Here is a 23,769-nt window from a genome sequence, read left to right on the forward strand (position 1 = left end):
AGAATCGGCCCAATGACCGATGCCCCCTCGCTGCCCGCCTCCGGCATCGACCCCGACGACCTCGCCACCACCCTCCGGGTGCTCGCATCGCTCGACGAGGTCGATCAGCAGCATCCGGACTACCTGGCCGTCCGCCGCGCCACCGCCAACATGTTCAAGGCCGTCAAGCGCGCGCGTCGCAAGGAGATCCGGGATGCCATCGCCGAGGCAGACAAGGCCGTTGTCGCCCGCACGGCGACCGGCGCGCCCGACCGCATCGACGACGAGACGCGCGGCCTCGACCTGGAGTCCAGCGTCGTCGACGCCCCGATCGCCGGCGAGCTGCTCAAGCCCCGCAACTGCTACATCTGCAAGCAGCCGTACACGCTCGTCGACGCGTTCTACCACCAGCTCTGCCCCGAGTGCGCCCGCTTCAGCCACGGCAAGCGCAACGCCCGCACTGACCTCACCGGTAAGCGCGCCCTGCTCACCGGCGGGCGGGCGAAGATCGGCATGCACATCGCGCTGCGGCTGCTGCGCGACGGCGCGCACCTGACCATCACGACCCGCTTCCCGCGCGACGCGGTGCGACGGTTCTCGTCGTTGCCGGACGCCTCGGACTGGCTGCACCGGCTGCGCGTCGTCGGCATCGACCTGCGCGACCCCGCCCAGGTGATCGGCCTCGCCGACTCGGTCGCGGCCCAGGGGCCGCTCGACATCCTCATCAACAACGCCGCGCAGACCGTGCGGCGCTCGCCGGGGGCGTACTCGCTGCTGGCGGATGCCGAACTGCAGCCGCTGCCCGACGGCCCGCTGCCCGAGATGGAGACCTTCGGGCACACCGCCGACCCGCATCCGCAGGCGCTGCAGGCCTCGGTCGACGCGCACCCGCTGCTGTCGGTCGCGGCGCTGGGCGGCACGGTCGCCGAGCAGGGTGGACAGGCGCTCACGGCGGAGGACCTCGCACGTCTCGCCATGGCGCCCGGTTCGTCGTCGCTCGTCAAGCACGCCGACGGCACGGCTATCGACGCGGGTGGGCTGGTGCCCGACGTCAACCGGGTGAACAGCTGGGTGCAGTCGGTCGAGCAGGTCGATCCGCTCGAGATGCTCGAGGTGCAGCTGTGCAACACCACCGCGCCCTTCCTGCTGATCAGCCGGCTGCGCGCGTCGATGGCCGCGTCGAGCGCCCGGCGCAAGTACATCGTCAACGTCTCGGCGATGGAGGGGCAGTTCTCGCGCCGGTACAAGGGGCCGGGGCATCCGCACACCAACATGGCCAAGGCCGCGCTGAACATGCTCACCCGCACGAGTGCCGGCGAGATGCTCGAGACCGATGGCATCCTGATGACCGCCGTCGACACCGGCTGGATCACCGACGAGCGCCCGCACTTCACGAAGGTGCGCCTGGCTGAGGAGGGCTTCCACGCCCCGCTCGACCTCGTCGACGGCGCCGCACGCGTGTACGACCCGATCGTGCAGGGAGAGGCAGGCGTCGACCTGCAGGGCGTGTTCCTGAAGGACTACCGGCCCAGCCCCTGGTGACCCGGCGGAGCGGTTGTGCAGGCGCGGCGGACTGGGCGAGAACGCGGCGTCACGGCTCCTGGACTGCCGGGGCGCGCACGGTCCGGCGGTATCCGCCGTCGTGAGGTTCGACCGCCCCCGCCGCGACGAACGCGTCGATCCAGCCGCCCATCGGCCACTCGCCCCACCGCTCGGCGAACAGGGCGCCGTTGCGCAGGATGTCGTCGAGGTGGCGCCACGGCGGAGTGCCGGCCGGATGCCACTGGTGATAGGCGTGTGCACCGCCGACCCAGTGCAGACCGATGCCCAGCGAGCGGGCTCGCCGGCCCAGGTCGGTGTCTTCCGCGCCGTACCCCTCGTACCTCTCGTCGAAGCCGCCCAGCCGCGCCCACGTAGCAGGTGTCACCGCGAACGACAGCGACCAGAACAGGTCGTACTCGGCCGGACCCGCGGTCTCGACGACGCCGGTCGCCGGGTTCGGGCGCACCGGATGGGGTCGGGTCATCGCCTCCAGCTCATCGGCGGATGACGGCCGCTGCACGCTCTCCAGGTACGTGACCGGCCCGCACAGCAGACCGTCGGGGTGCGACCGCGCCGCCTCGACGTACCGGGCGAGCAGCTCGGGCCCCGGCAGGCAGTCCACGTCGAGGAACACGAGCAGATCGACGCCCTGAGCGACCGCCAGCTCGGCAGCGGCGTTGCGAGCGGCGCCGACGCGCATGCCGTCGCGCCCGGGCGGAACATGCACGTGCAGGGCGCCGTCGAACGGGGGCGGGGGCTCGCTGTCGAGCCACGCCTCGATGCGCACCACCTCGTGCTCGGGCCGCGCGACCGCGTCGAGGAAACGACGCTGGCGGTGCAGGTGCGCGAGGCGATTCTGCGACGCGGGCGTGATCACACCGATCCGTGCGGTCATGAGGCGACCTCCTGTATGGCGTGGGCCGCCCGGGCTGCGGCGCCACGGGCACCCCAGCCGGTCCAGTCCGGGGTCGAGGCGGCGGCCCGCTCGACGAGCGCGGCGACGTGCTCCGGCGACGAGTCGGCGGGCGCCGTGCGTGCGAAGCCGGCGGACTGCAGCACACGTGCGGTGTGCTCCTGCTCGCCGAACGGCCTGTCCTGGGGCAGCACCACCGCGCGTGCTCCGGCGGCAGCCAGGTCGGCCACACCGTTCAGGCCGGCGGCGCTGACCACCACAGTCGCCCGGCAGAGCATCGGCCACACATCGTCGACCCGATCGTCGTCGCGCGCGCCGGCGGTCTCGACCACCCAGCCCCGCGCGGTCAGCTGCGCGATGGTCTGCTCGAGCTGCGGCGGATGGAGGGTGCGGCTGAGGAAGAGCACGCGGCGCGCATCGCCGTCGGCGGCCGGGTGCCGATCCCGCCCGTCGTGCCGCGAGATCGCCCCCACGTGACGCACCCGCTCGCGGCGGTCCGACAGCTCCGCCGCATCGAAAAGGCCTTCGGCCCACGGTGCGACGATGCGATCCGCCAGGTCGTGGCCGAGACGGTGCGGGGCGTCAGAGCGATCGCCGGGCTGGGCGAACACCACGGTCGGCACGCCCAGAAGCCGCACGAAGGCGGTGACCTCGACGCTGACGTCGACGACGAACGCCGAGACCGGGGTGCGGGCGATCCAGTCGGCGATCATCGCCAGTCGCGTCTGATGTCCGTCGTGTCCGATCGGCGCCCAGTGCAGCGCGCCGCCGGCGGTGACGTCGCCGAGCTCGTGCGCCTCGCGGCGCATTCCGTCGGCCCCTACGACGGGATCGGCGTCGGCGGGCAGGCGGATCCACGTGGTGCCGCTGTCGAGCGTCGCCGGGGCGGGGAGGCTCGAGAACACGGTGACGTCCTCGTCGAGGTGGCGCCGGATCGCCTGCATCCGGGTGCGGTGTCCCCATCCGTGGTGGTGCACGTACCAGCCGATCATGCGCCGACCGCCTCCGCGACCCTCGCCTCGTCCACGAGCGCGGCCGGGGTCTGGGCGGCGATGCCGAGCACGCGCTCCACCTCGCGATGACGCCGGGCGAGCGAATGCCGGGCGGATGCCGCAGCGCGAACCCGATCACGGAATGCGCCCGACGCCGACTCGGCGGCGAGGCTGACGGCGGCCCGAGCAAGGGCGCTCACATCGCGGGCGCGCACGACAGCGCATCCGGGCAGCCCGGCGAGCACTTCGCGCGCCCCGCCGGCATCGAACGCGACGACCGGCGTGCCGGTCATCAGCGCCTCGGCCAGCACCAGACCGAACGGCTCCGACCAGACCGGGGTGACCAGCGCGACCGACGACGCGCCGACCAGAGCGCACAGCTCGGGCTGACGCAGCGGTCCGACGTACTCCGCGCCGTCACCCAGGAGCGGCGCGACCTCACGGTCGAAATACACCGGGTCGCCGATGCGACCGGCGATCCGGATGCGTGCACCGGCGAGCAGTGCGGCTCTGATCGCGAGGTGCGGTGCCTTCTCGGGCACGATGCGGCCGAACCACACCCAGTGATCCCCGCCCGCTCCTCGTCGCCATTCGGTGCTGTCGACACCGTTGGGGAAGACGAAGGCGTCCACGCCCTCCGCGGACCACGAGCGGGCGGTGTACTGGCTGACCGCGAGAAAGCGATGCGGGGCCGACGACGGCAGTGATCGCGCGGCGCGCACCATGTCGGGGAGGGGCGGCGTGTGCAGGGTCGTCACGACCGGAACGCCCAGGTCGCGGCTCCACAGGATCGGGTCGCCGTGCAGGCTGTGGTTGTCGACGACGTCGACGCCGTCGAGCGGGTCGGTCAGTCGCGAGCGCACGCGTGCGAAGGCATCCGCCATCCGCCCGCGGTGGCCGGCCGGGTTCTCCGTGTCGGACGCGTCGTGCGTGCGATGCCAGCGCGGGCTCGGCAGGTGCAGGTCGGGGTCGGAGCCGAGGAAATCCGACCCGGCGGCGGCGCACAGGTCGACGCGGTGTCCGCGTCGGCGCAGCCACCGCACCCGATTCCACACCACCGCCTCGAGCCCACCCGCATGCGGCTGGCGCAGAGCATGCCGTTCGGGCGCGACGACCAGCACGCGCAGGCGCTGACCCGCGCTCACGCCGGCACTCCGGCGATGACGTCGCGGTAGAGGCGGGCGTGCGCGTCGCGCACGGCGCGTCTCTGATCGCGTCGCTGCGCACGCCGGCTCGCGACCACCTCGTCTGCCGACGGGGAGTCGTCGCGGGCCCACGTCACCGCGGCGGCCACCGTTCGCGGATCGTCGAGATCGACCACGCGGAAATCGGACGGATGCTGCGACCGGATGTGTCCGACGTCGGTTCCGGCCACCCGAACGCCGAGGTCGTAGCAGAGCTCGACCCATCCGGAGTGCGTTCCGTGCCGGTAGGGCAGCACGAAAAGATCGAGCCCGACGAGCCACTGCTCGATCTCCGCATCGGTGAGATACGGCGTCCGCCGCACCCGCACGGCGGCATGCCCGTCGGCTGCGGCGACCACCCGGTCGGCGGTGCGATCGTCGCGCACGTTCTCGTTCAGCAGCACCTCGATCTCGACCGCCGGGCCCGACCGCTCGAGCAGCCGCGCGGCGTGCACCGCCGCGCGGACCGCGTTCTCCGCGTCGATGTTCGGGCGCAGGTCGCGCAGGTGGATGCCGACGCGCACGGTCTCGCCGTCGGTGACGCGTCCGGGGTCTGCGGCCTCGTCGAGAAGCGTCGGATGGGCGAGCACCACGCTCGGGCGACCCCACCGACGCTCGATCTCCGCAGCGGCGGACGGCGTGAGCGTGATCAGTCGATCGGCGGCCGGGACGATCACGTCGAGCAGCGCTCGGTACGGATCCTGATCGACGATCTGCGGATTGTCGAGGTCATGCACCGTGAACACCACAGGGCGGCCCGCGCGGGCGGCCGCATCGAGACCGTCGCGCAGCTCATCCGCCGTGAACGACTCCAACCCGAAGTGCACGTGCAGCACGTCGAACTCGGCGGCGTTCTCGCTGAGCCATCGCGCGGTCATCGCGACCGGTGGCCACCACTGTTCGGGCGGGGCGCCCGGCACCGGAGGGTCGGGCAGCAGCGCGACCCGGTGCGGATCGGTGATGGCCTGGATGTAGGGGTGGGCGGACGGGATGGAGGCGACCCGGACGGGCGCGGAGGCTGTACCGATGGTTCCTCCTCGAGTGGCTGAGCGGTCTGAGTGCGCAGATCGCAGGGATGGATGCGTGAAAAATCAACGGGGTCAAGCGGAGAAAGACAGAGGTATACCTTCGAAGCATGGACCCCTCCTCTCCCGACGTCACCACCGTTGCGCCCGCCGAGGCGGCGGTGCTAGGACGGCGTCGGCACTACGGGGAGTTCTACGGTCTGGCCCCTCTGCCCGAGAGCTTCGGCGTCGTGCTCGGCAACTGCCAGGCCGAGTCGCTGCGGCTCGTGATCGACACCGCGGATCGCCGCTTCATCCGAACCCCGCCGGTGCACGAGCTGACGGCCGACGATGCGCGGCGTCTGCACGACGTGGTGGCGGCCGCGCACACGGTGGTCACCCAGCCGGTGCGCGACGACTACCACGACCTGCCTCTCGGCACGCGCCAGGTGGCCGCGGCGACCTCGGCTCGGGTGCTCACGGTGCCGCCCGTGCGGTTCGCGGGGCTGCATCCGTTCCAGGCGGCGATCCGGGTGCCGGGGATCGATGAGGATCCGCCGGTCGTGGCGTACCACGACGTGCGCACCCTCGCGACGGCCGCCGGACTGCCGGTGTCGTCGTCCCTGCCGCCGGATGCCGTGCGGGCCGTCGCCCGCTCGTCTGTCGAGGTTCTGCGCGCGCGCGAAGCGGTGACCGACATCCCGGTCTCCGACCTCTTCGACACGGTCACGGCCGACCACATGCGCACGGTGAACCACCCCGGGAACGCGGTCTGGATGCCGCTCGGCGCCCGCATCCTCGAGGCGCTGGGCGCGGCAGACGGACCGGTCGACCCCGGACGTCCGCTGCTCGACTCGGTGCGCGCCCCGCGCGCCCCGGAGGTGGTCGAGGCGTGGGGGTTGGCCGAGGAACCGCGTGCGGAGTGGATCGTGGAGGGACGGATCGTCGACGACGCGTCGGTGCGCGATGCCCACCTGGCCTGGTACGCCGCTCATCCCGAGTTCGTCGCCGCAGCCGTCGAGCGTCTGGCGCCGCTGCTGACCGTCTGGCGCACGGCATGACCGGCACGCCCCTGCTGCTGGTGCACCCCGGCGACCATGGCGTCGCCGTGTACGCCCGTGACATGGCGGCCGCGGTCGGCGCGCTCGGGGACGCGCGCACCGTCGACGCGGGCGAGGTCGGTCAGCTGCCGGAGGGAACGGCCGTGCACGCGCACTTCACCGACCGGCTCTGGGGCGCGTCGCCCGAGGATGCCTCTCGCGTGTTCGCCGATCTCGCGTCCCGCGTGCGCCTGAGTGTGACCCTGCACGACGTGCCGCAGGCATCCGACGGAGAGCAGAACCGGACCCGACGCCGGGCGGCGTACGCGCGGGTGGCGGCCGCGGCCCGCGCCGTCGTCGTGAACAGCGAGCACGAGCGGGCGCTGCTGCGCGAGGAGGACGTGTGGTCGGGTGCGGTCTCCGTCATCCCCCTGCCCGTCGAGCTCGAGGCGGATGCCGGGAGGGGCCGCCCGGACGGATCCGTCGGAGTGCTCGGCTTCTTCTACCCGGGCAAGGGGCACGACGAGGCGGCGGATGCGGCGGCCGCGGCGGGGATCAGCAGGCTCACCGTGCTCGGGCGCGCGTCGGACGGGCATGCGGCCGAGCTCGAGACCTTCGTGCGGCGCGCGGCCGGCCTCGGCGTCGAGGTCGAGGTCACGGGGTGGCTGGATGACGACGAGATCGCCCGACGCGGCCGAGCGGTGAGCGTGCCGGTGATCGCGCACCGGCACATCTCGGCATCCGGCTCGCTGGCCTCATGGATCGGCTGGGGCCGACGCCCGGTCGCGGTGCGCAACCGCTACATCGACGAGATGGCGGCGCTGCGCCCCGGCACGATCACCGCCGTCGCCGAGGGCGACCTGGCCGGTGCGCTGCGGCACGCGATCGCGCACCCCGACACGACCTGGCACGGGCTCGCGCGCCTGCCCGTCTCGCGCGCCGAGGTGGCGAGCGGGTACCTGCGCCTGTGGGACGGACTGGACTCGTGACGGCGCGGGGTTTCGCCCGAGGGCAGGGGTTCGCCGCAGGGCGGGGGTTCGCCGGACGGCGGTGGGTCGTCGGCAACCGGTGGGACTCGTTCGACGGCATCCGGCCCGACCCGCTGCCCCGGGTGTCGGTGATCGTCTCGCACTACGATCAGCCCGCGGAGCTCGCCCGCACCCTGCACGCGCTCGCCGCGCAGGACTACCCGCCGCAGCTGCTGGAGGTCATCGTCGCCGACGACGGATCGCCCGGTGAGGTCGAGGTGCCCGACGACGTGATCCTCGTGCGTCAGGACGATCACGGGTTCCGCCTCGCCGCCGTGCGCAACCTCGGCGTGCGCGCGAGCACCGGCGAGGTGCTGTGCTTCCTCGATGCCGACACGTCGCCGGAGCCCGGGTACGTGCGCGCGCTCAGCAGGCTTCCCGCGCTGCTGCCCGAAGCCGTCGTCGTCGGACGCCGCCGGCATGCCGACTTCTCGGGCATCCCGCCCGAGGTGCCGGTGACCGAGGCCGCCGCCGGGCGAGAACTGCCGGAACCCGTCTGGCTGGCGGAGGAGTACGTGCGCAGCCGAGCTCTGCTCGACGCCGACGACCGCTCGTACCGGTTCGTGATCGGCGCGGTCATCGGCTGCTCGCGGAGCCTGTTCGACGAGGTCGGCGGATTCGACGAGACGTTCACGTCGTACGGCGGCGAGGACTGGGAGTGGGCGCACCGCATGTGGCAGGCGGGTGCGGTGTTCGCTCACGTTCCCGACGCGGTCGCCTGGCACGACGGCCCGGAGTGGGCCGGCCGCGAGGGGTCGGGGATGGATCGGGCCAACGCCCAGACCCTGCGGATGCAGTCGTCCATCCCGGTGCCGGGGTCGTCGCCGCGGGCGCTGTGGCCCGGTGCCGCGGACCTCGTGGTGCGGTTGCGCGGAGAGCACTCCCCGGCGGCACTGTTCGTCATGGCGGATTCGCTGTTCGCGGCGTTCCCGCGCGCCCGGCTGCTGCTCGACGACATCCCCGCGGCGCTCGATGAGGACCCTCGCGTCGCTCCGGCGCGCGACGACGTCGACGCCAGGGTCGTCTGGGAGATGAGCCGTCCCGTCGTGGTGCTCGATGCGACGTGGATCGTCGACCTCGTGCACGGCCTCGGCACCGGCGACGTGGGAACGGTCCAGCTCATCGACGACGACGGCTCGTCGCTCGGGTCGCTGCGGGCTCGGCGGGCGGCCCGTCGAGCCGAACGGTGGGGCCACGAGGATGGGTTCCGGACCCGGCGGATGGCGGCCGTCGGGACGCACGCGCTGAGACCCGACCCGCGGGTGGAAGCGTGGGTCGGCGGGTGGGGCGGCGTCGAGTCGTTCCGCTGACGGGTCGCGCCCGCCGCAGCTACAGTCTGGTCACGCCGGTCACGGCCACGACCGCCTCACCCGCCTCGTCGGACGCGCCGAGGTCGATCGTCGCGGAGATGGCCCAGTCGTGGTCGCCGGCCGGGTCGTCGAGGATCTGCCGCACGGTCCACTGCTGCGCGTTCTGCTCGATGAGCAGCAGCTGCGGGCTGCGGGCATCCGCACCGGTGCGGATCTCGTCGTGCTCGGCGAAATACGCGTCGAGGGCGTCGTTCCAGCCGTCGGCGCCGAAGTCGGCGTCGAGCGAGGCCAGGGATTCGACGTCTTCGCGGGCGGCGAGCAGCACGCGGCGGAACATCTCGTTGCGCACCAGCACGCGGAAGGCGCGGGTGTTGGCGGTGAGACGCTTCGGTGCGGGCGGCACGACCGCTTCGTCATGACGATCGACGACGCCGTTGTCGGTGCCCGCCATGAGCTCTTCCCACTCGTCCAGCAGGCTCGAGTCGACCTGACGCACCAGCTCGCCGAGCCACTCGATGAGGTCGCGCAGCTCGTCGGTCTTCAGCTGCTCGGGGATGGTCTGCGAGGCCGCGCGATAGGCATCCGACAGGTAGCGCAGCACAACCCCCTCTGACCGGGCCACCTTGTAGTAGGCGACGTACTCCCCGAACGACATGGCCCGCTCGTACATGTCGCGCACCACCGACTTGGGGTGCAGCTCGAAGTCGCGGATCCACGGCTGCGACGAGCTGAAGGTCTCGAACGCCGCGCTCAGTAGCTCGTCGAGGGGCTTGGGGTAGGTGATCTGCTCGAGCAGCTCCATGCGCTCGTCGTACTCGATGCCCTCCGCCTTCATCGCGCCGACAGCCTCGCCGCGGGCCTGGAACTCCTGCTGACTGAGGATCGCGCGCGGGTCGTCGAGGGTGGCCTCGACGATCGAGATCATGTCGAGGGCGAACGTCGGCGACTCGGGCTCGAGCAGCTCGAAGGCCGCCAGAGCGAACGGGGAGAGCGGCTGGTTGAGCGCGAAGTCGGGCTGCAGATCGACGGTGAGGCGCACGGTGCCGTCTGCCCGTTCCACGACGCCGGACTGCAGCAGGGTGCGATAGATGCCGAGCGCCCGCAGGGCCAGCAGCCGCTGCGCGGCTCGCGGCTCGTGGTTGTCGTATACCAGGGAGCGCATATTCGCGAAGACGTCGCCGCCGCGGGCGATCACGTTGAGCATCATCGCGCTGGTGATCTGCATGTGCGACGTCAGCGTCTCGGGCTCGGAGCCGATGAGCTTCTGGAACGACGGCTCGCCCCAGGACACGAACCCGTCGGGCGCCTTCTTGCGGATGATCTTGCGCTTCTTCTTCGGGTCGTCGCCCGCCTTCTTCACCGCGGCGATGTTGTCGCTCTCGTGCTCGGGTGCCTGCGCCACCACCGTCCCTGCGGTGTCGTAGCCCGCGCGCCCGGCGCGCCCGGCGATCTGGTGGAACTCGCGGGCGTTTAGCTGACGCATCCGCGTGCCGTCGAACTTCGTCAGCGCGGTGAGCAGCACCGTGCGGATCGGCACGTTGATGCCCACGCCGAGGGTGTCGGTGCCGCAGATCACCCGAAGCATGCCGCGCTGGGCGAGCTGCTCGACCAGTCGGCGGTACTTCGGCAGCATCCCCGCGTGGTGCACGCCGATGCCGAGCCGCAGCAGCCGCGACAGCGTCTTGCCGAACGCCGTCGTGAAGCGGAATCCGCCGATGAGGTCGGCGATGGCATCCCGCTGCTTCCGGGTCGCGACCTTCGCGCTCGCCAGCGCCTGCGCGCGCTCCATCGCCGCGGCCTGCGAGAAGTGCACGATGTACACCGGCGCCTGCCCGGTCGAAAGCAGCTCGTCGATCGTCTCGTGGATCGGCGTCGTCTCGTAGTAGAAGTGCAGCGGCACCGGACGCTCGACACCCGTGACCACCGCCGTCTCGCGACCGGTGCGAGGGGTGAGGTCGGCGGCGAGTTCGGTGACATCGCCCAGGGTCGCCGACATCAGCACGAACTGCGCCTGTGGCAGCTCGAGCAGCGGCACCTGCCACGCCCAGCCGCGATCGGGATCGCCGTAGAAGTGGAACTCGTCCATCACGACCTGGCCCACGTCGGCGTCAGCACCCTCGCGCAGCGCGCGGTTGGCGAGGATCTCGGCCGTGCAGCAGATGATCGGCGCGTCGGCGTTCACCGATGAGTCCCCGGTGATCATGCCGACGCTCTCCGCGCCGAACACCTCGACCAGCGCGAAGAATTTCTCGCTGACCAGCGCCTTGATTGGGGCGGTGTAGAAGGTGCGGCGTCCAGCGGCGAGAGCCGCGAAGTGCGCGCCGATGGCGACCAGCGACTTGCCGGTGCCGGTCGGCGTCGACAGGATCAGGTTCTTGCCCGACACGATCTCGATGACCGCCTCGTCCTGCGCGGGGTACAGGCTGATGCCGGTCGACTCCGCCCACTCGACGAAGGCGAGATAGAGGGAATCCGGGTCGGCGCCGCGCACCGGAGAGGGATCGAGAGGCATGATGTTTCGATCCTTTCACGCCCGCCGGGTCAGGTCTCGTCGCGCAGCTCGCCGTGGATGCGTCGCAGATCCTCCATCAGCGACCCGACGAGGATCCAGTGGTCGGACGCCGGAGGGCGCACCACCAGTGGGGTGGTGAGTGCAGGGACCGGGGCGGTGCGGGCATCCGGTTCGTCCTCCGCCTCCCGCACCGCCAGCCGCACGTCGTGACCTGCCCGGTGCAGCTGCTCGGCGATCGCCCGCACCGTCGGGTCGGTGGCGAGCGAGTCGTCGTAGTGGTCGATGTACGCGCGGGTCATGCCGATCACCTGCGTGACGACCGGCGAGAGCCTGTCGAAGACGTCGCGCAGCTGGTCGAGGTCGTCGCGGTGACGGCCGCGGCGGGGGTTGAGTGCGAGCGACTCCTCGGCTGCCGTGAGCGATGCCTCGGCCGCGTCCTTCATCGGCCGAAGCAGCCGCGCCTCGAGCATCAGCTCCTGCAGCTGCGCGGGCGTGCGGGTGATGGGCAGGGCGTCGGCGAGACGGCCGAGGGAGGCGGCGAGCTCGCGGCCCAGCATCCCGATGTCGCGCCGGGCCGGCGCGGAGAGAACCGGCGGGACGACGGCGACGTTCACGACGAACCCGACGGCGGCGCCGATGAGCGTCTCGAGGATGCGGTCGAGCGCGTAATCGGGGTTCGACGAGCCGAGAGCCAGCACCAGCACTGCCGAGATCGCCACCTGGTTGCCCGTGCCGGTGGATGCTCGCAGCGACCACGCCGCGAGCATCGCCACCACGACGGCGGCGAGCACCACCCAGCTCTGCGCGCCCAGCAGCAGGCTCAGCAGCACGGCGATCACCACGCCCAGGATCACGCCGGCACTGCGCTCGAGCGCCTTCGACAGCGACTGGTTGACGCTGGGCTGCACGACCAGCAGCGCGGCGATCGCGGCGAACACCGGCAGCGGGCCGGGGATCAGCCAGCCCGCGATCAGCCACGCCGCGATCGTCGCCGCGGCAGATTTCAGCACCTGCAGCAGGGGAGCCCGGCGTGCGGCGCGGATCGCGGCGGGGAAGCGCATGGGTCAACGGTAGCGCCGGCACGCGTGTGCGCGTCGGGCCTCGGCGGTGTCGGCCGGGGGTGGTTCGATGGGGGCATGGAGACCGGTCTGCGCGATCTGGAGAGGAAGCTGTGGGCCACCGCGGTCTGCTTCACGTCGGGCGCCGTCATCGGCACCGCGGTGCTGTGGGGTGCTGCCCGGCCGTTCAGCGGAGACGGGTCGGTCATCATCCCGATCGCGCTCGTCGCCGCCGTGATCGCGGCGGTCGCCTTCATCGTCAGCACCCGGATGCACCGCGCCGGCGAGACCGCCCCCATGCCGCCGTGGCAGGCCGCCGTGTCGCACATCAGCGCGGCCGCGGTGACCGTCGCGATCGCCGGCGTCTCGGGCCTCGGCGTGCTGCTCGCCGGCGAGGTGCTCGCGACCGGACTGGAGGGACTGACCCTGCCCGCCGTCGCCGGCGGGGTGTTCACCGGTGTCGCGTCGGCACTCGGCGGGCGACTGGCCTTCCGCATGGGCGTGCGCCTGAGCACGCAGGACATCGCGGCGCTGCTGACGGCGTTCCTCGTGGTCGGCACCCTGTTCGCGATGCTGACCGCCGCGGATGCCGCGTGGTGGGAGCGCAGCTTCTCCGAACTCGGCATCGGAGCCCGCGGATGGGCGTTCAACGGCACGGTGATCGTGGCGGGACTGCTGATCGCCACCACCGGCTCCTACCTCGGCCGCGATCTGCACCGGATGCTCGGTGACGGCGCCCTGGCGTCGATCGCCGCCATCGTGCTCACCTGGGCCGGAGCGGGAGTCGCGCTCGCCGCGGTCGGGCTGCTGCCGCTCGACAGGGTTCCCGTCGCGCACGCGATCGCCGCCTTCTCGATGCTCGCGTTGATCCTCGTCGCGGCCGTGCTGACGACGCTGCTGCTGCGCGACGTCGCGGCGCTGCGGATGCTGACCATCGCTCTCGTCGGCATCGTGGTGATCGTGACGGTGATCGCCTTCGGTTTCCGGATGCTGTCGGTCGCAGCCCTCGAGGGCATCGTCGTCGGGCTCGTGCTGCTGTGGCTGACGACCCTCGTGCAGCTGCTCGCGCTGCTCGCGCCCGAGGCATCGCGGCCGTCCGCGCGCCGGTCGCCGCTGCGTGCCTGAGCGCGGCGCCGGGCTCGGGTGGTCCCCGCGGGGACGCTTCGCGGCCGTCACCGCGCTCGGGTGGTCCCAAATGGCCGCGTCATGGGTGGCGAGGCGGCCATTCGGGCCCACCCGGCGCGGTCAGCGCGCGGGGGCCGCCGGAGGCGCGGTGGATGAGCGGACGATGAGCTCCGGATGCAGGTCGGGCTCGTCACCGGCATCCGTCCCCTCGATGTGCGAGATGAGTCGCTGCGCCGCCGCGCGACCCATCTCCTCGAACGGCTGACGCACGGTGGTGAGAGCGGGGTAGGCGTACGCGGCGAGGGCGATGTCGTCCACGCTGACCACCGAGACGTCCGCGGCGGGCAGAGTGGTCGTGGCGGTCATGCGTCCCCCTTGCGGCGCTGCAGCAGCGCGTAGACGATCGCGAGCACGCCGGCGATCACGGCCATGAGCAGCGAGTAGGCGGATGCCGGGCCGCTGCCCGACGGCGAGATCTCGCCCATCATCGAGTTGTAGGTCAGCACTAAAGCGCAGGATGTTCGCGCTCACAGCCCCGAGGCGTCTGTGATTAGAAAAGTCAACGAGGAACCGCGGGTAGCGCTACCACCCACGACCGTCTGCGGTGGTCGCAATCCGCGCGCGGTGCAGCGGGGTGCAGGTCAGAGGCCCGACGCGTCCACTCCGACACGACGCCGCAGGTCGACCAGCATCTCCGCCACGCCGTCGACCGGGGTCGGTCGGCCCAGGTGGTACCCCTGGGCGAGGCCGACCTCGAGTGCGCGCACGGCCTCGAGCTGCGTCTCGTCCTCGACGCCCTCGACGAGGGCGCGGGCGTCGACCTCATCGGCCGCCCCGAGGATGCTCTCGACGCGATGGCGCCCGTCGTCGTCCGCAAGAGAGTGCCAGAACACGGCACGATCGATCTTCACGATGTCCGGCCGCAGCTGACGCACCCGTTCCTCGTCGGCGAAGTCCACTCCCGCATCGTCGATGAGCAGGAAGCCGCCGAGCTCGTCGACCTGCTGGCGAATCGCCAGGCACTCCTCCGGCTCGGCGCCCTCGAACAGCTCGAGCCCCCACGAGCGGTCGCAGCGGCGAAGCGCCTCGGCCAGCCGCGGGAAGCCCATCGTGCGTCCGGAGACGTTCAGGGTGATGAATCCGTCCGCAGGCAGAGTCGTCGCCGCGTCGACGGCGCTCTCGATCAGCTGCAGCTCGAGCTGCGCACGCTGGCCGCGGTCCTCCGCCACACGCAGATGATCGAGTGGCGAGCCGCCGTCGTCGAAGCGGGCGAGTGCTTCGAAGCCGACGACGCGCATCGCGCGCACGTCGACGATGGGCTGGAAGAAGGCTCGCGCCTTCGGCAGATCAGACATACGGCTCCGGTCACTGAGAAACTTCAGTGTATTCCTCGTGAAACAGGGCGCCGGGGGCGGCGTTTCGCGGCTAGCCTGAATCCCGGGCAGCGCCGCCGGTGACGAAAGGGGCACACGTGGGTCAGCAGGACGTCCGCCGGGCCGATTCCGCTGAGCTCGGCTGGCTGAACGCCTCCTGGCTGATGCGGATCCGCAGACGCACATCGACCTACTCGATCGTCACGGCGATCATGTGCGCGTTCTTCTCGATCCTGCTGGTTATTGAACTGCTCGAGCGCGACATGTCGCCCGTCGAGGTCGGGTTCTCGGCGGCCCTCATGGCCGCCGGCTTCGTGCCCGCGGCGGCCGTCCTCCTGTTCGGTCGGCGCATTCCGCGGTACTGGGGCCTGATCCTGGTGCTTGTGCATGCGGCGGTGTCGGTCTACTACATCGGATTCTCGAGCGGACGACAGAACGCCGTCGCGAACGTGCAGGAGCTGCCGGTCATGGCGATGTACCTGGCCTGGTTCTACGGAGCCCGGATCAGCCGGCCCGTCGAGATCGCGATCCTCGCCGCCGTCGGCACGGCGATGGTGTTCGGCCCGTTCGGCGGCGACCCGATCCCCGGCGCGGCAGCGGCGGGGCTGTTCGGAGCGGCGAACGTGTTCGGCCTGGTCGTCATGAGCTGGATCTGCCTCGAGATCGGCTTCTTCGTCCGGCAGCGGGTGCGGGTCGAGGCGCAGACGGATCCGCTCACCGGTGCACTCAACCGTCGCGGCCTGGTGCGGCACATGAGCGAGGAGCTCCGCCGTGCGTCGCGCACCGGCCGGCCGCTGACGATCGCGCTGATCGACCTCGACGACTTCAAGGCGGTGAACGACGAAGAGGGCCACGAGGCCGGTGACGCCGTTCTCAAGGAGCTCGTGATGCAGTGGGTGTCGCTGTCGCGAGTCGGCGACCGCGTGGCCCGTCTGGGGGGCGACGAGTTCGTGATGCTGCTGCCGGACACCCCGCAGTCGGGAGCGGCGGCGATGCTCGAGCGGATGCACGAGCTGACCTCGCACCCGTGGTCGTGGGGAGCGGTTCAGGTGCAGGAGGACGAGACGCTCGAAGACGCGCTGCGGCGGGCGGATGCCGAGATGTACCGCCACAAGCGCGGCCGATGAGCGCCAAGCCGCGCGCGCTCGCCGAGCGAGGGAGTACCCCACGGGGGTATTTGGTAGTACTCTGAGTACATACCCCTCTCGGGTATCCCAGCGAAGGAGGAGCGATGAGCACCACCGAATTCCAGGTGAGCGGAATGACCTGCGGTCACTGCGAGATGTCCGTACGCGAAGAGGTTGAGAAGATCCCCGGCGTCGAGAGCATCGAGGTCAGCGCCCAGACCGGCCGTCTCGTCGTCGGCTCGGCCACCGCCGTCGATGCCGATGCGGTCATCGCCGCCGTCGACGAAGCAGGGTACCGCGCAGTCGTGTCCTGACGCGGACCGGATCTCAGGGAGCAGATCGTGACCAGCGAGCCGACACCCGCCGGCGCCGAGCAGACCCGCGTCGACCTCGACATCGGCGGGATGACCTGCGCATCCTGCGCGATGCGCATCGAGAAGAAGCTCAACCGGCTCGACGGCGTCAGCGCGAGCGTCAACTACGCGACCGAGAGGGCTCAGGTTCGCGTCGACGGCCCCGTCGACACGGCCGCGCTCATCGCCGAGGTCGAGAACGCGGGGTACTCGGCGGCGGTGCCCGCGCCGCCCGCCGTCGCGGGTGCGGAGCCGGATGCCGAGTCGGCCGCCGACCACGAGCTGCGCTCGCTTCGGGAGCGGCTGATCGGCTCGGTCGTGCTGTCGATCCCGGTCATCCTGCTCGCGATGATCCCCGCACTGCAGTTCACCTACTGGCAGTGGGCGTCGCTCGCGCTGGCGGCGCCGGTCGTCGTGTGGGCGGCCTGGCCGTTCCACCGCGCGGCGTGGATCAACCTGCGCCACGGCGCGGCCACCATGGACACCCTGATCAGCCTCGGCACGTCGGCCGCGTTCCTCTGGTCGCTGTACGCGCTGTTCCTGGGCACGGCGGGCATGCCGGGCATGACCCACGGCTTCTCGTTCGCCATCACCCGCAGCGACGGTGCCGGCAACATCTACCTCGAGGTAGCGGCAGGGGTGACGATGTTCGTTCTCGCCGGCCGGTACTTCGAGAAGCGCGCCAAGCGCCAGGCGGGAGCCGCGCTGCGCGCGCTGATGGAGCTGGGCGCCAAAGACGTCGCGGTGCTGCGCGACGGCCGCGAGTCGAGCATCCCGATCGACGATCTGCGCGTCGGCGACGAGTTCGTCGTGCGCCCCGGCGAGAAGATCGCCACCGACGGCGTCGTCGTCTCGGGGACGTCGGCGGTGGATCAGTCGATGATCACCGGCGAATCCGTGCCCGTCGAGGTCGCGCCGGGGGATGCCGTGACCGGAGCGACCGTGAACGCTGGCGGCCGGCTCGTGGTGCGCGCGACGCGGGTGGGCGCCGACACGCAGCTCGCGCAGATGGCGCGCATGGTCGAGGACGCGCAGACGGGCAAGGCGGAGGTGCAGCGTCTGGCCGACCGCATCTCGGGTGTGTTCGTCCCGATCGTCATCGCCGTCGCGCTCGTCACGCTCGTCGCCTGGCTGGTGCTCGGCTTCCCGGCATCCGTCGCCTTCACCGCCGCTGTCGCGGTGCTCATCATCGCCTGCCCCTGCGCCCTGGGCCTGGCGACGCCCACCGCCCTGCTCGTGGGGACGGGGCGGGGTGCGCAGCTGGGCATCCTGATCAAGGGACCGGAGGTGCTCGAATCGACCCGCCGGGTCGACACGGTCGTGCTCGACAAGACCGGAACGGTCACCGAGGGACGCATGTCGGTCTCCGCGGTCGTGCCGGAGCACGGGGTGGATGGCGACCGTCTGCTGCTCCTCGCCGGAGCCATCGAGCACGCCAGCGAGCATCCGATCGCGCGAGCCGTCACGTCCGCCGCGTCCGAGATCTCGGATGACCCGGATGCCGCGCGGCGAGCCGCCGTGCGACCCGCCGTCGAGGGTGCGGATGCGGAGACGACGTCGACCCCGAGGCGGTCGCTGCCGGCGGTCGAGTCGTTCCAGAACCACGACGGGCGGGGCGTCACCGGCGTCGTCGAGGGGCACGCGATGGTGGTCGGGCGGCTCTCGCTGCTCGAGGACTGGTCCATCCACCCGTCTGCGCAGCTGCTCGAGGCGAAGGGGGATGCCGAGGCCGCGGGCCAGACGGCCATCCTCGTCGGGTGGGACGGCGCCGCGGCGGGAATGATCGTCGTCGCAGACGAGGTCAAGGCGACGAGCGCCGAGGCGATCGCATCTCTCCTGGCGCTCGGGCTGCGCCCGGTGCTGCTGACAGGCGACAACGAAGCCGCCGCCCGGCACATCGCCGGCCAGGTGGGCATCGACGAGGTCATCGCCGAGGTGCTGCCGGCCGACAAGGTCGCGGTCGTGTCGCGCCTGCAGGCCGAGGGGCGGGTCGTGGCGATGGTGGGCGACGGCGTGAACGACGCGCCGGCGCTGGCGCAGGCCGACCTGGGCATGGCGATGGGCACGGGCACGGACGTCGCGATCGAGGCATCAGACATCACGCTCGTGCGGGGCGACCTGCGCGCCGCGGCCGACGCGATCCGGCTCTCGCGCCGCACGCTCGGCACGATCAAGGGCAACCTGTTCTGGGCGTTCGCGTACAACGTCGCGGCGATTCCGCTCGCCGCGCTCGGGCTGCTCAACCCAATGCTCGCCGGGGCTGCGATGGCATTCTCGAGCGTGTTCGTCGTGGGCAACAGTCTGCGGCTGCGGGCGTTCCGCTGATCAGGTGGATCCGTCATGAATGCGCACGAGACACACCCCGGGAACCACAACCACGGCGACCACACCGCCGGATCCGGCGGTCATGTCGCCCACGCCGGCCACGGTGACCACCACGCCGGGCACGGCGGCCACGCCGGGCACGGTGACCACGTCGGGCAGTTCCGCCGACTGTTCTGGATCAACCTCCTGATCGCCGTCCCCGTGGTCGCGACGAGCGGCATGTTCGCCATGATCATCGGGTACGAGGTTCCCGGCTGGGCTCGATGGGTCGCGCCCCTGCTCGGCACGGTCATGTACGTGTGGGGCGGCCGCCCGTTCCTCACCGGCGCGATCGCGGAGCTCAAGAGCCGCACGCCGGGGATGATGTTGCTGATCGGCCTGGCGATCACCGTCGCGTTCCTCGCATCGTGGGGTGCGAGCCTCGGCATCCTGCATCACGAACTCGAGTTCTGGTGGGAGCTCGCGCTGCTCATCGTGATCATGCTGCTGGGGCACTGGCTCGAGATGCGCTCCCTCGCGCAGACCACCTCGGCGCTCGACTCACTCGCCGCACTCCTGCCCGACGGCGCCGAGCGGGTCGACGGCGACGAGATCACCACCGTCAGCCCCGCCGAGCTGCAGCAGGGCGACATCGTCATCGTGCGCCCCGGGGCGAGCATCCCGGCCGACGGCAGGATCGTCGACGGACGCGCCGACGTCGACGAGTCGATGCTCACCGGCGAGTCGCGCGCGGTCAGCCGCGGCGAGGGCGATCAGGTGACCGCCGGCACGGTCGCGACCGACTCGGGGCTGCGCATCGAGGTCACCGCGACCGGCGAAGACACGGCGCTCGCCGGCATCCGCAAGCTCGTCGCCGACGCGCAGGCGTCGAGTTCGCGCGCGCAGCGCCTCGCCGACCGCGCCGCCGCGTGGCTGTTCTGGTTCGCGCTGGGCGCCGCCGTGATCACCGCTCTCGTCTGGACACTGGTGGGGATGCCCGACGATGCCGTGATCCGCACCGTCACCGTGCTCGTGATCGCCTGCCCGCACGCCCTGGGACTCGCGATCCCGCTGGTCGTCTCGATCGCAACCGAGCGCGCGGCGCGCGCCGGGGTGCTGGTGAAGGACCGCCTGGCGCTCGAGAGCATGCGCGACATCGACGCCGTGCTGTTCGACAAGACCGGCACGCTCACCAAGGGCGAGCCGACCGTCACGGGCGTCGCCCCCGCCGGCGGCTGGGACGAGGACGACGTGCTCGCGCTCGCGGCCTCGGCGGAGTCCGACAGCGAGCATCCGCTCGCGCGGGCGATCGTGCGCGCGGCGCGCCAGCCCCTGGCCGGCGCGACCGGGTTCAGCTCGTCTCCGGCGGTCGGCGTGACCGCGACGGTCGACGGGCACGAGATCCGGGTGGGCGGGCCGCGGCTGCTCGACGAGATCGGTGCGGACGAGATCCCGGATGCCCGCGACTGGCGCTCGGAGGGAGCGATCATCCTGCACGTCGTGCGCGACGGACAGGTGATCGGCGGACTGAAGCTGGCCGACGAGGGGCGCACCGAATCGCGCGCGGCGGTCGATGCCCTGCGCGATCGGGGCGTGGAGGTCGTGATGATCACCGGCGACGCCGAGGCCGTGGCGCACGCTGTCGCCGCAGAGCTCGGCATCGAGCGCGTGTTCGCGGGCGTGCGCCCGGAGGACAAGTCCGCCAAGGTCGCCGAGCTTCAGACCGAGGGCAAGAAGGTCGCGATGGTCGGCGACGGCGTGAACGACGCTCCAGCTCTCGCGCAGGCCGACGTCGGCATCGCGATCGGCGCCGGCACCGACGTCGCGATCGCGTCGGCCGGGGTGATCCTGGCATCCGACGATCCGCGTTCGGTCGTCTCGGTGATCGAGCTCTCGCGGGCGACCTATCGCAAGATGACGCAGAACCTGTGGTGGGCGGCGGGCTACAACCTCATGTCGGTGCCGCTCGCGGCGGGCGTGCTCGCGCCCGTCGGCTTCGTGCTGCCGATGTCGGTCGGGGCCGTGCTGATGAGCCTGTCGACCATCGTCGTCGCGCTCAATGCGCAGGCGCTGCGCCGGCTCGACCTGCGACCCGACCGCATCTGCTGACGCTGCGACGCGGTCGGCCACGCCGCGATCTCCTCCGTATTCAGTGCATGGTGTCTGGGTCGGAGTCGCCCATGTGGCCGGGCAGCGTGCTCGAGAGCACGCGCTCGACGAAGGCCGCGTACTCGTCGATGTAGTGGCGGAGGAACTTCGCCGTCGACTCATCCTTCACTTCGCCGTCGGGGCCGTACGACTCGGGCCGGAACGTGATGTACGCCTCGGGTGCGTTCAGCTGCGGCGCATCGAGGAAGCTCAGCACGCTGCGCATGGACGCCTGCATGACCGCGGTGCCGATCGCGCCGGTCGATGCGCCGATGATGCCGGTGGGCTTGCGTGCGAAGGAGTTCTGCCCCCAGGGGCGCGAGCCCCAGTCGATCGCGTTCTTCAGCGCGCCGGGGATCGAGCGGTTGTACTCGGGAGAGACGATCAGCAGGCCGTCCGCGCGCTCGATCGCCTGCTTGAACTCGGTGACCGCCGAGACCGGCGAGTGCTCGTCGTCGCGGTTGTACAGCGGCAGGTCGCGGATGGGGATCTCGGCGAGTTCGAGGCTCTCGGGCGCTATGCGCGCCAGTGCGCCTGCGAGCACGCGATTGATCGAGTCGCTCGCGAGACTGCCGACGATGTAGCCGATGCGGTGGACCATGTCGTTCTCCGATCTTCTGAGGTGACTCAGGTATACCCGTTCGACAGCAGCGGGACAACGGGGGTTGCCCCGCCGCCTCAGCCTGCGTCGGGCGGTCCCGCCGGGCGCTGCGCGCGTCGGCCTCGAGGCACCTCGCCGTACAGCGCCACCGGACGGCCGGCGCGCTCCTGTCCCGGCATCGGCCGCGAGCGGCGACCGTAGATCAGCTCGGACGAGTCGAGCAGCCACGGCACGAGGGTGATCGTCACGCCGTGCATGAGCATCAGCTGCGAGGCGATGCGGCGTGCGCGTCGGTTGTGCAGCAGGCTCTCCCACCAGTGCCCGACGATGTACTGGGGCAGGTAGACCGTGACGACCGACGGGCCGTGCTTCTCGCGGTACTCGCGGATGAAGTGCTCGATGGGCTGCGCGAAGGTGCGGTACGGCGAATCGACGATCACCAGCGGCACCGGGATGCCGTGCTGCTCCCACTCGCGCTGCAGCATCTTCCCGTCTTCGGGCGTCAGGGCGATGTGCACGGCGATGGTCTTCTCGTGCTGTGCGGCGATCGCGTAGTCGAGCGCCTTGATCACCGGCTTCCGCAGTCGGCTGACCAGCACGATGGCGACGTCGCCCTGCGAGCCGAAGTGCGTCGTGTCGTCGATGCTGATCTCGTGCTCGACGTCGCGGTAGTACCGCTTCACCCCCAGCATCAGCACGGCGAGCAGCGGGATCGCGAAGAACACCATCCAGGCGCCGTGCGTGAACTTGGTGATGGTCACGATGACGAGCACGGCGACGGTCATGCTCGCACCGAGCGAGTTGATCACCAGCCCCACATGCGCCGAGCGCCGTTCGGCTGCGACCTCCGACAGTCGCCGGTGAGTCGTCTCGCGCAGCGTGCGTCGCCAGTGCCGCACCATGCCGATCTGTCCCAGCGAGAACGACACGAACACCCCGATGATGTACAGCTGGATCAGCGCTGTGAGGTTCGCCTGGAACGCCACCAGCACCGTGACGGCGCCGATGCCGAGCAGGGTCATCCCGTTCGAGAACACGAGCCGGTCGCCGCGGGTGTTCAATGCCTTCGGCGCGTAGCCGTCGCGGGCGAGCACGGCTCCGAGCAGCGGGAAGCCGTTGAACGCGGTGTTGGCGGCGAGCAGCAGCACGCAGGCGGTGGCCGCCTGGATGACGAAGAACAGGATGCTGCCGCCGCCGAACGTCGCGGCGGCGATCTGCGCCATGAGGCTCGGCTGCGGGCCCGAGCAGTCGAAGCCCTGCAGATCGCACGGGTTCTCGGCGTAGCGCACCCCGGCGATCAGCGCCATCGCCGTGAGACCGGTGAACAGCAGCGCCGCGACCCCGCCCATCATCGTGAGGGTCAGCTGAGCGTTGCGGATCTTCGGGCTGCGGAACGCCTGCACGCCGTTCGACACGGCCTCCACGCCGGTCAGCGCCGAGCATCCGCTCGAGAAGGCGCGAAGCACGAGCAGCACGATCGCGGCCTGCGAGATGCTCTCGGCCTCGACGGTGTAGCTCGCGCTCGCCGCGACGGGCGCATCGCCGAGGAAGGTGCGGATCAGGCCGGTGCCGATCATCAGCACCACCGAGCCGATGAAGACGTAGGTCGGGATGGCGAACACGGTCGACGCCTCGCGCACGCCGCGCAGGTTGACGATCACGATGAGGATGACGAAGCCCACCGCCAGCTCGACGCGCCACGGGTCGAGTGAGGGCACGGCCGAGATGATGTTGTCGACGCCCGACGCGATCGACACGGCGACGGTGAGCACGTAGTCGACGAGCAGCGCAGCCGCGACGACGACGCCGGGGATCTCGCCGAGGTTGGTCGAGGCCACCTCGTAGTCGCCACCGCCCGACGGGTACGCCTTGATCAGCTGGCGGTAGCTGAGCACCACGACGATCAGCAGCAGCACGACGGCGGCCGCCACCCACGGGCTCAGCGTCAGGAACGACACCCCGCCGATGAGCATGATCATCAGCATCTCCTGAGGCCCGTACGCGACGGAGCTCAGCGCGTCGGACGCGAAGATGGGCAGCGCCATGCGCTTGGGGAGCAGCTGATCGTCGACCTGCTGCGTGGTGAGGGGTTCGCCCAGAAGGATGCGCTTCGCGTGCAGCGGGGCGTCCGCGTTCTCACGCATTTCATTTGCCACGAGCGGCGACACTACGCCTG

At 71.2% G+C, this 23,769-nt stretch carries 20 protein-coding genes; 9 read left to right on the forward strand and 11 right to left on the reverse strand.

All coding sequences use genetic code 11. The features are described 5' to 3' along the window. Window positions 1-12 precede the first annotated feature (12 nt). A complete protein-coding gene (locus AB0O65_RS00630) occupies window positions 13-1,521 on the forward strand; it encodes an SDR family NAD(P)-dependent oxidoreductase (RefSeq protein ID WP_071643248.1) in 1,509 nt (502 codons plus the stop codon). A 49-nt stretch (window positions 1,522-1,570) separates the two neighbouring features. Here AB0O65_RS00630 and AB0O65_RS00635 read toward each other — a convergent pair whose 3' ends face one another. From AB0O65_RS00635 to AB0O65_RS00650, 4 genes are read right to left on the reverse strand one after another with little or no spacing between them, the layout of a single operon-like run. Further along, entirely contained in the window at window positions 1,571-2,416 is an 846-nt protein-coding gene (locus tag AB0O65_RS00635; protein ID WP_313480294.1) for a galactosyltransferase-related protein, read from the reverse strand. Further along, complete coding sequence (locus AB0O65_RS00640; RefSeq protein ID WP_313480295.1) at window positions 2,413-3,426, reverse strand: glycosyltransferase; 1,014 nt, start codon at window positions 3,424-3,426, stop codon at window positions 2,413-2,415. Before AB0O65_RS00640 ends, AB0O65_RS00635 begins: the two co-directional genes overlap by 4 nt. Continuing rightward, entirely contained in the window at window positions 3,423-4,571 is a 1,149-nt protein-coding gene (locus AB0O65_RS00645) for a glycosyltransferase (protein ID WP_071643254.1), read from the reverse strand. The genes AB0O65_RS00640 and AB0O65_RS00645 overlap by 4 nt, the downstream gene beginning before the upstream one ends. Next, window positions 4,568-5,683, reverse strand: a complete 1,116-nt coding sequence (locus AB0O65_RS00650; protein WP_363383493.1) for a glycosyltransferase — start codon at window positions 5,681-5,683, stop codon at window positions 4,568-4,570. The genes AB0O65_RS00645 and AB0O65_RS00650 overlap by 4 nt, the downstream gene beginning before the upstream one ends. A 62-nt stretch (window positions 5,684-5,745) precedes the next feature. On the opposite strand from AB0O65_RS00650, the gene AB0O65_RS00655 reads away from it, so the two are divergent. The 3 genes from AB0O65_RS00655 to AB0O65_RS00665 are packed head-to-tail and all read left to right on the forward strand — an operon-like array spanning window position 5,746 to window position 8,992. Next, window positions 5,746-6,675: a WcbI family polysaccharide biosynthesis putative acetyltransferase gene (locus AB0O65_RS00655; RefSeq protein ID WP_363382177.1), complete on the forward strand. Its 930-nt coding sequence runs from the start codon at window positions 5,746-5,748 to the stop codon at window positions 6,673-6,675. Next, complete coding sequence (locus AB0O65_RS00660; RefSeq protein ID WP_363382180.1) at window positions 6,672-7,643, forward strand: hypothetical protein; 972 nt, start codon at window positions 6,672-6,674, stop codon at window positions 7,641-7,643. The genes AB0O65_RS00655 and AB0O65_RS00660 overlap by 4 nt, the downstream gene beginning before the upstream one ends. Beyond that, window positions 7,640-8,992 (forward strand): glycosyltransferase, encoded by a 1,353-nt coding sequence (locus AB0O65_RS00665; RefSeq protein ID WP_363382183.1) that lies wholly within the window; start codon window positions 7,640-7,642, stop codon window positions 8,990-8,992. The genes AB0O65_RS00660 and AB0O65_RS00665 overlap by 4 nt, the downstream gene beginning before the upstream one ends. 19 nt (window positions 8,993-9,011) lie before the next feature. Here AB0O65_RS00665 and AB0O65_RS00670 read toward each other — a convergent pair whose 3' ends face one another. Both AB0O65_RS00670 and AB0O65_RS00675 read right to left on the reverse strand, forming a co-directional pair. Continuing rightward, window positions 9,012-11,504 (reverse strand): DUF3516 domain-containing protein, encoded by a 2,493-nt coding sequence (locus AB0O65_RS00670; protein WP_363382185.1) that lies wholly within the window; start codon window positions 11,502-11,504, stop codon window positions 9,012-9,014. A 29-nt stretch (window positions 11,505-11,533) separates the two neighbouring features. Continuing rightward, window positions 11,534-12,565: an FUSC family protein gene (locus AB0O65_RS00675; protein ID WP_363382187.1), complete on the reverse strand. Its 1,032-nt coding sequence runs from the start codon at window positions 12,563-12,565 to the stop codon at window positions 11,534-11,536. Between the two features lie 75 nt (window positions 12,566-12,640). Here AB0O65_RS00675 and AB0O65_RS00680 point away from each other — a divergent pair, with 75 nt between their 5' ends. Continuing rightward, window positions 12,641-13,687, forward strand: coding sequence for a DUF998 domain-containing protein (locus AB0O65_RS00680; RefSeq protein ID WP_363382189.1), 1,047 nt, complete (start codon window positions 12,641-12,643; stop codon window positions 13,685-13,687). A gap of 120 nt (window positions 13,688-13,807) precedes the next feature. Here AB0O65_RS00680 and AB0O65_RS00685 read toward each other — a convergent pair whose 3' ends face one another. The 3 genes from AB0O65_RS00685 to AB0O65_RS00695 all read right to left on the reverse strand — a co-directional run bounded on the left by AB0O65_RS00685 (window position 13,808) and on the right by AB0O65_RS00695 (window position 15,042). Further along, window positions 13,808-14,053, reverse strand: coding sequence for a substrate-binding domain-containing protein (locus AB0O65_RS00685; protein ID WP_363382192.1), 246 nt, complete (start codon window positions 14,051-14,053; stop codon window positions 13,808-13,810). After that, a complete protein-coding gene (locus AB0O65_RS00690; protein WP_363382195.1) occupies window positions 14,050-14,193 on the reverse strand; it encodes a hypothetical protein in 144 nt (47 codons plus the stop codon). The genes AB0O65_RS00685 and AB0O65_RS00690 overlap by 4 nt, the downstream gene beginning before the upstream one ends. Before the next feature lie 135 nt (window positions 14,194-14,328). Continuing rightward, complete coding sequence (locus AB0O65_RS00695; RefSeq protein ID WP_071643270.1) at window positions 14,329-15,042, reverse strand: EAL domain-containing protein; 714 nt, start codon at window positions 15,040-15,042, stop codon at window positions 14,329-14,331. Between the two features lie 116 nt (window positions 15,043-15,158). Here AB0O65_RS00695 and AB0O65_RS00700 point away from each other — a divergent pair, with 116 nt between their 5' ends. The 4 genes from AB0O65_RS00700 to AB0O65_RS00715 all read left to right on the forward strand — a co-directional run bounded on the left by AB0O65_RS00700 (window position 15,159) and on the right by AB0O65_RS00715 (window position 20,953). Then, the gene (locus tag AB0O65_RS00700; RefSeq protein ID WP_363382198.1) at window positions 15,159-16,187 is read left to right on the forward strand and encodes a GGDEF domain-containing protein; all 1,029 of its coding nucleotides are present in this window, start codon (window positions 15,159-15,161) and stop codon (window positions 16,185-16,187) included. A gap of 104 nt (window positions 16,188-16,291) precedes the next feature. Beyond that, on the forward strand, window positions 16,292-16,501 hold the full coding sequence (locus AB0O65_RS00705) for a heavy-metal-associated domain-containing protein (RefSeq protein WP_071643274.1): 210 nt from the start codon (window positions 16,292-16,294) through the stop codon (window positions 16,499-16,501). 90 nt (window positions 16,502-16,591) lie between these two features. Further along, window positions 16,592-18,865, forward strand: coding sequence for a heavy metal translocating P-type ATPase (locus tag AB0O65_RS00710; protein ID WP_363383495.1), 2,274 nt, complete (start codon window positions 16,592-16,594; stop codon window positions 18,863-18,865). A 15-nt stretch (window positions 18,866-18,880) separates the two neighbouring features. Continuing rightward, window positions 18,881-20,953: a copper-translocating P-type ATPase gene (locus AB0O65_RS00715; protein WP_363382202.1), complete on the forward strand. Its 2,073-nt coding sequence runs from the start codon at window positions 18,881-18,883 to the stop codon at window positions 20,951-20,953. Window positions 20,954-20,993: 40 nt separating this feature from the next. On the opposite strand, the gene AB0O65_RS00720 is transcribed toward AB0O65_RS00715, so the two are convergent. Both AB0O65_RS00720 and AB0O65_RS00725 read right to left on the reverse strand, forming a co-directional pair. After that, complete coding sequence (locus AB0O65_RS00720; RefSeq protein ID WP_363382205.1) at window positions 20,994-21,593, reverse strand: NADPH-dependent FMN reductase; 600 nt, start codon at window positions 21,591-21,593, stop codon at window positions 20,994-20,996. A gap of 77 nt (window positions 21,594-21,670) precedes the next feature. Then, on the reverse strand, window positions 21,671-23,737 hold the full coding sequence (locus tag AB0O65_RS00725; RefSeq protein ID WP_363383497.1) for an APC family permease: 2,067 nt from the start codon (window positions 23,735-23,737) through the stop codon (window positions 21,671-21,673). Between the last annotated feature and the right edge of the window lie 32 nt (window positions 23,738-23,769).

Source organism: Microbacterium sp. NPDC077391 (assembly GCF_040686955.1).
Taxonomy (GTDB): Bacteria; Actinomycetota; Actinomycetes; order Actinomycetales; family Microbacteriaceae; genus Microbacterium; species Microbacterium commune.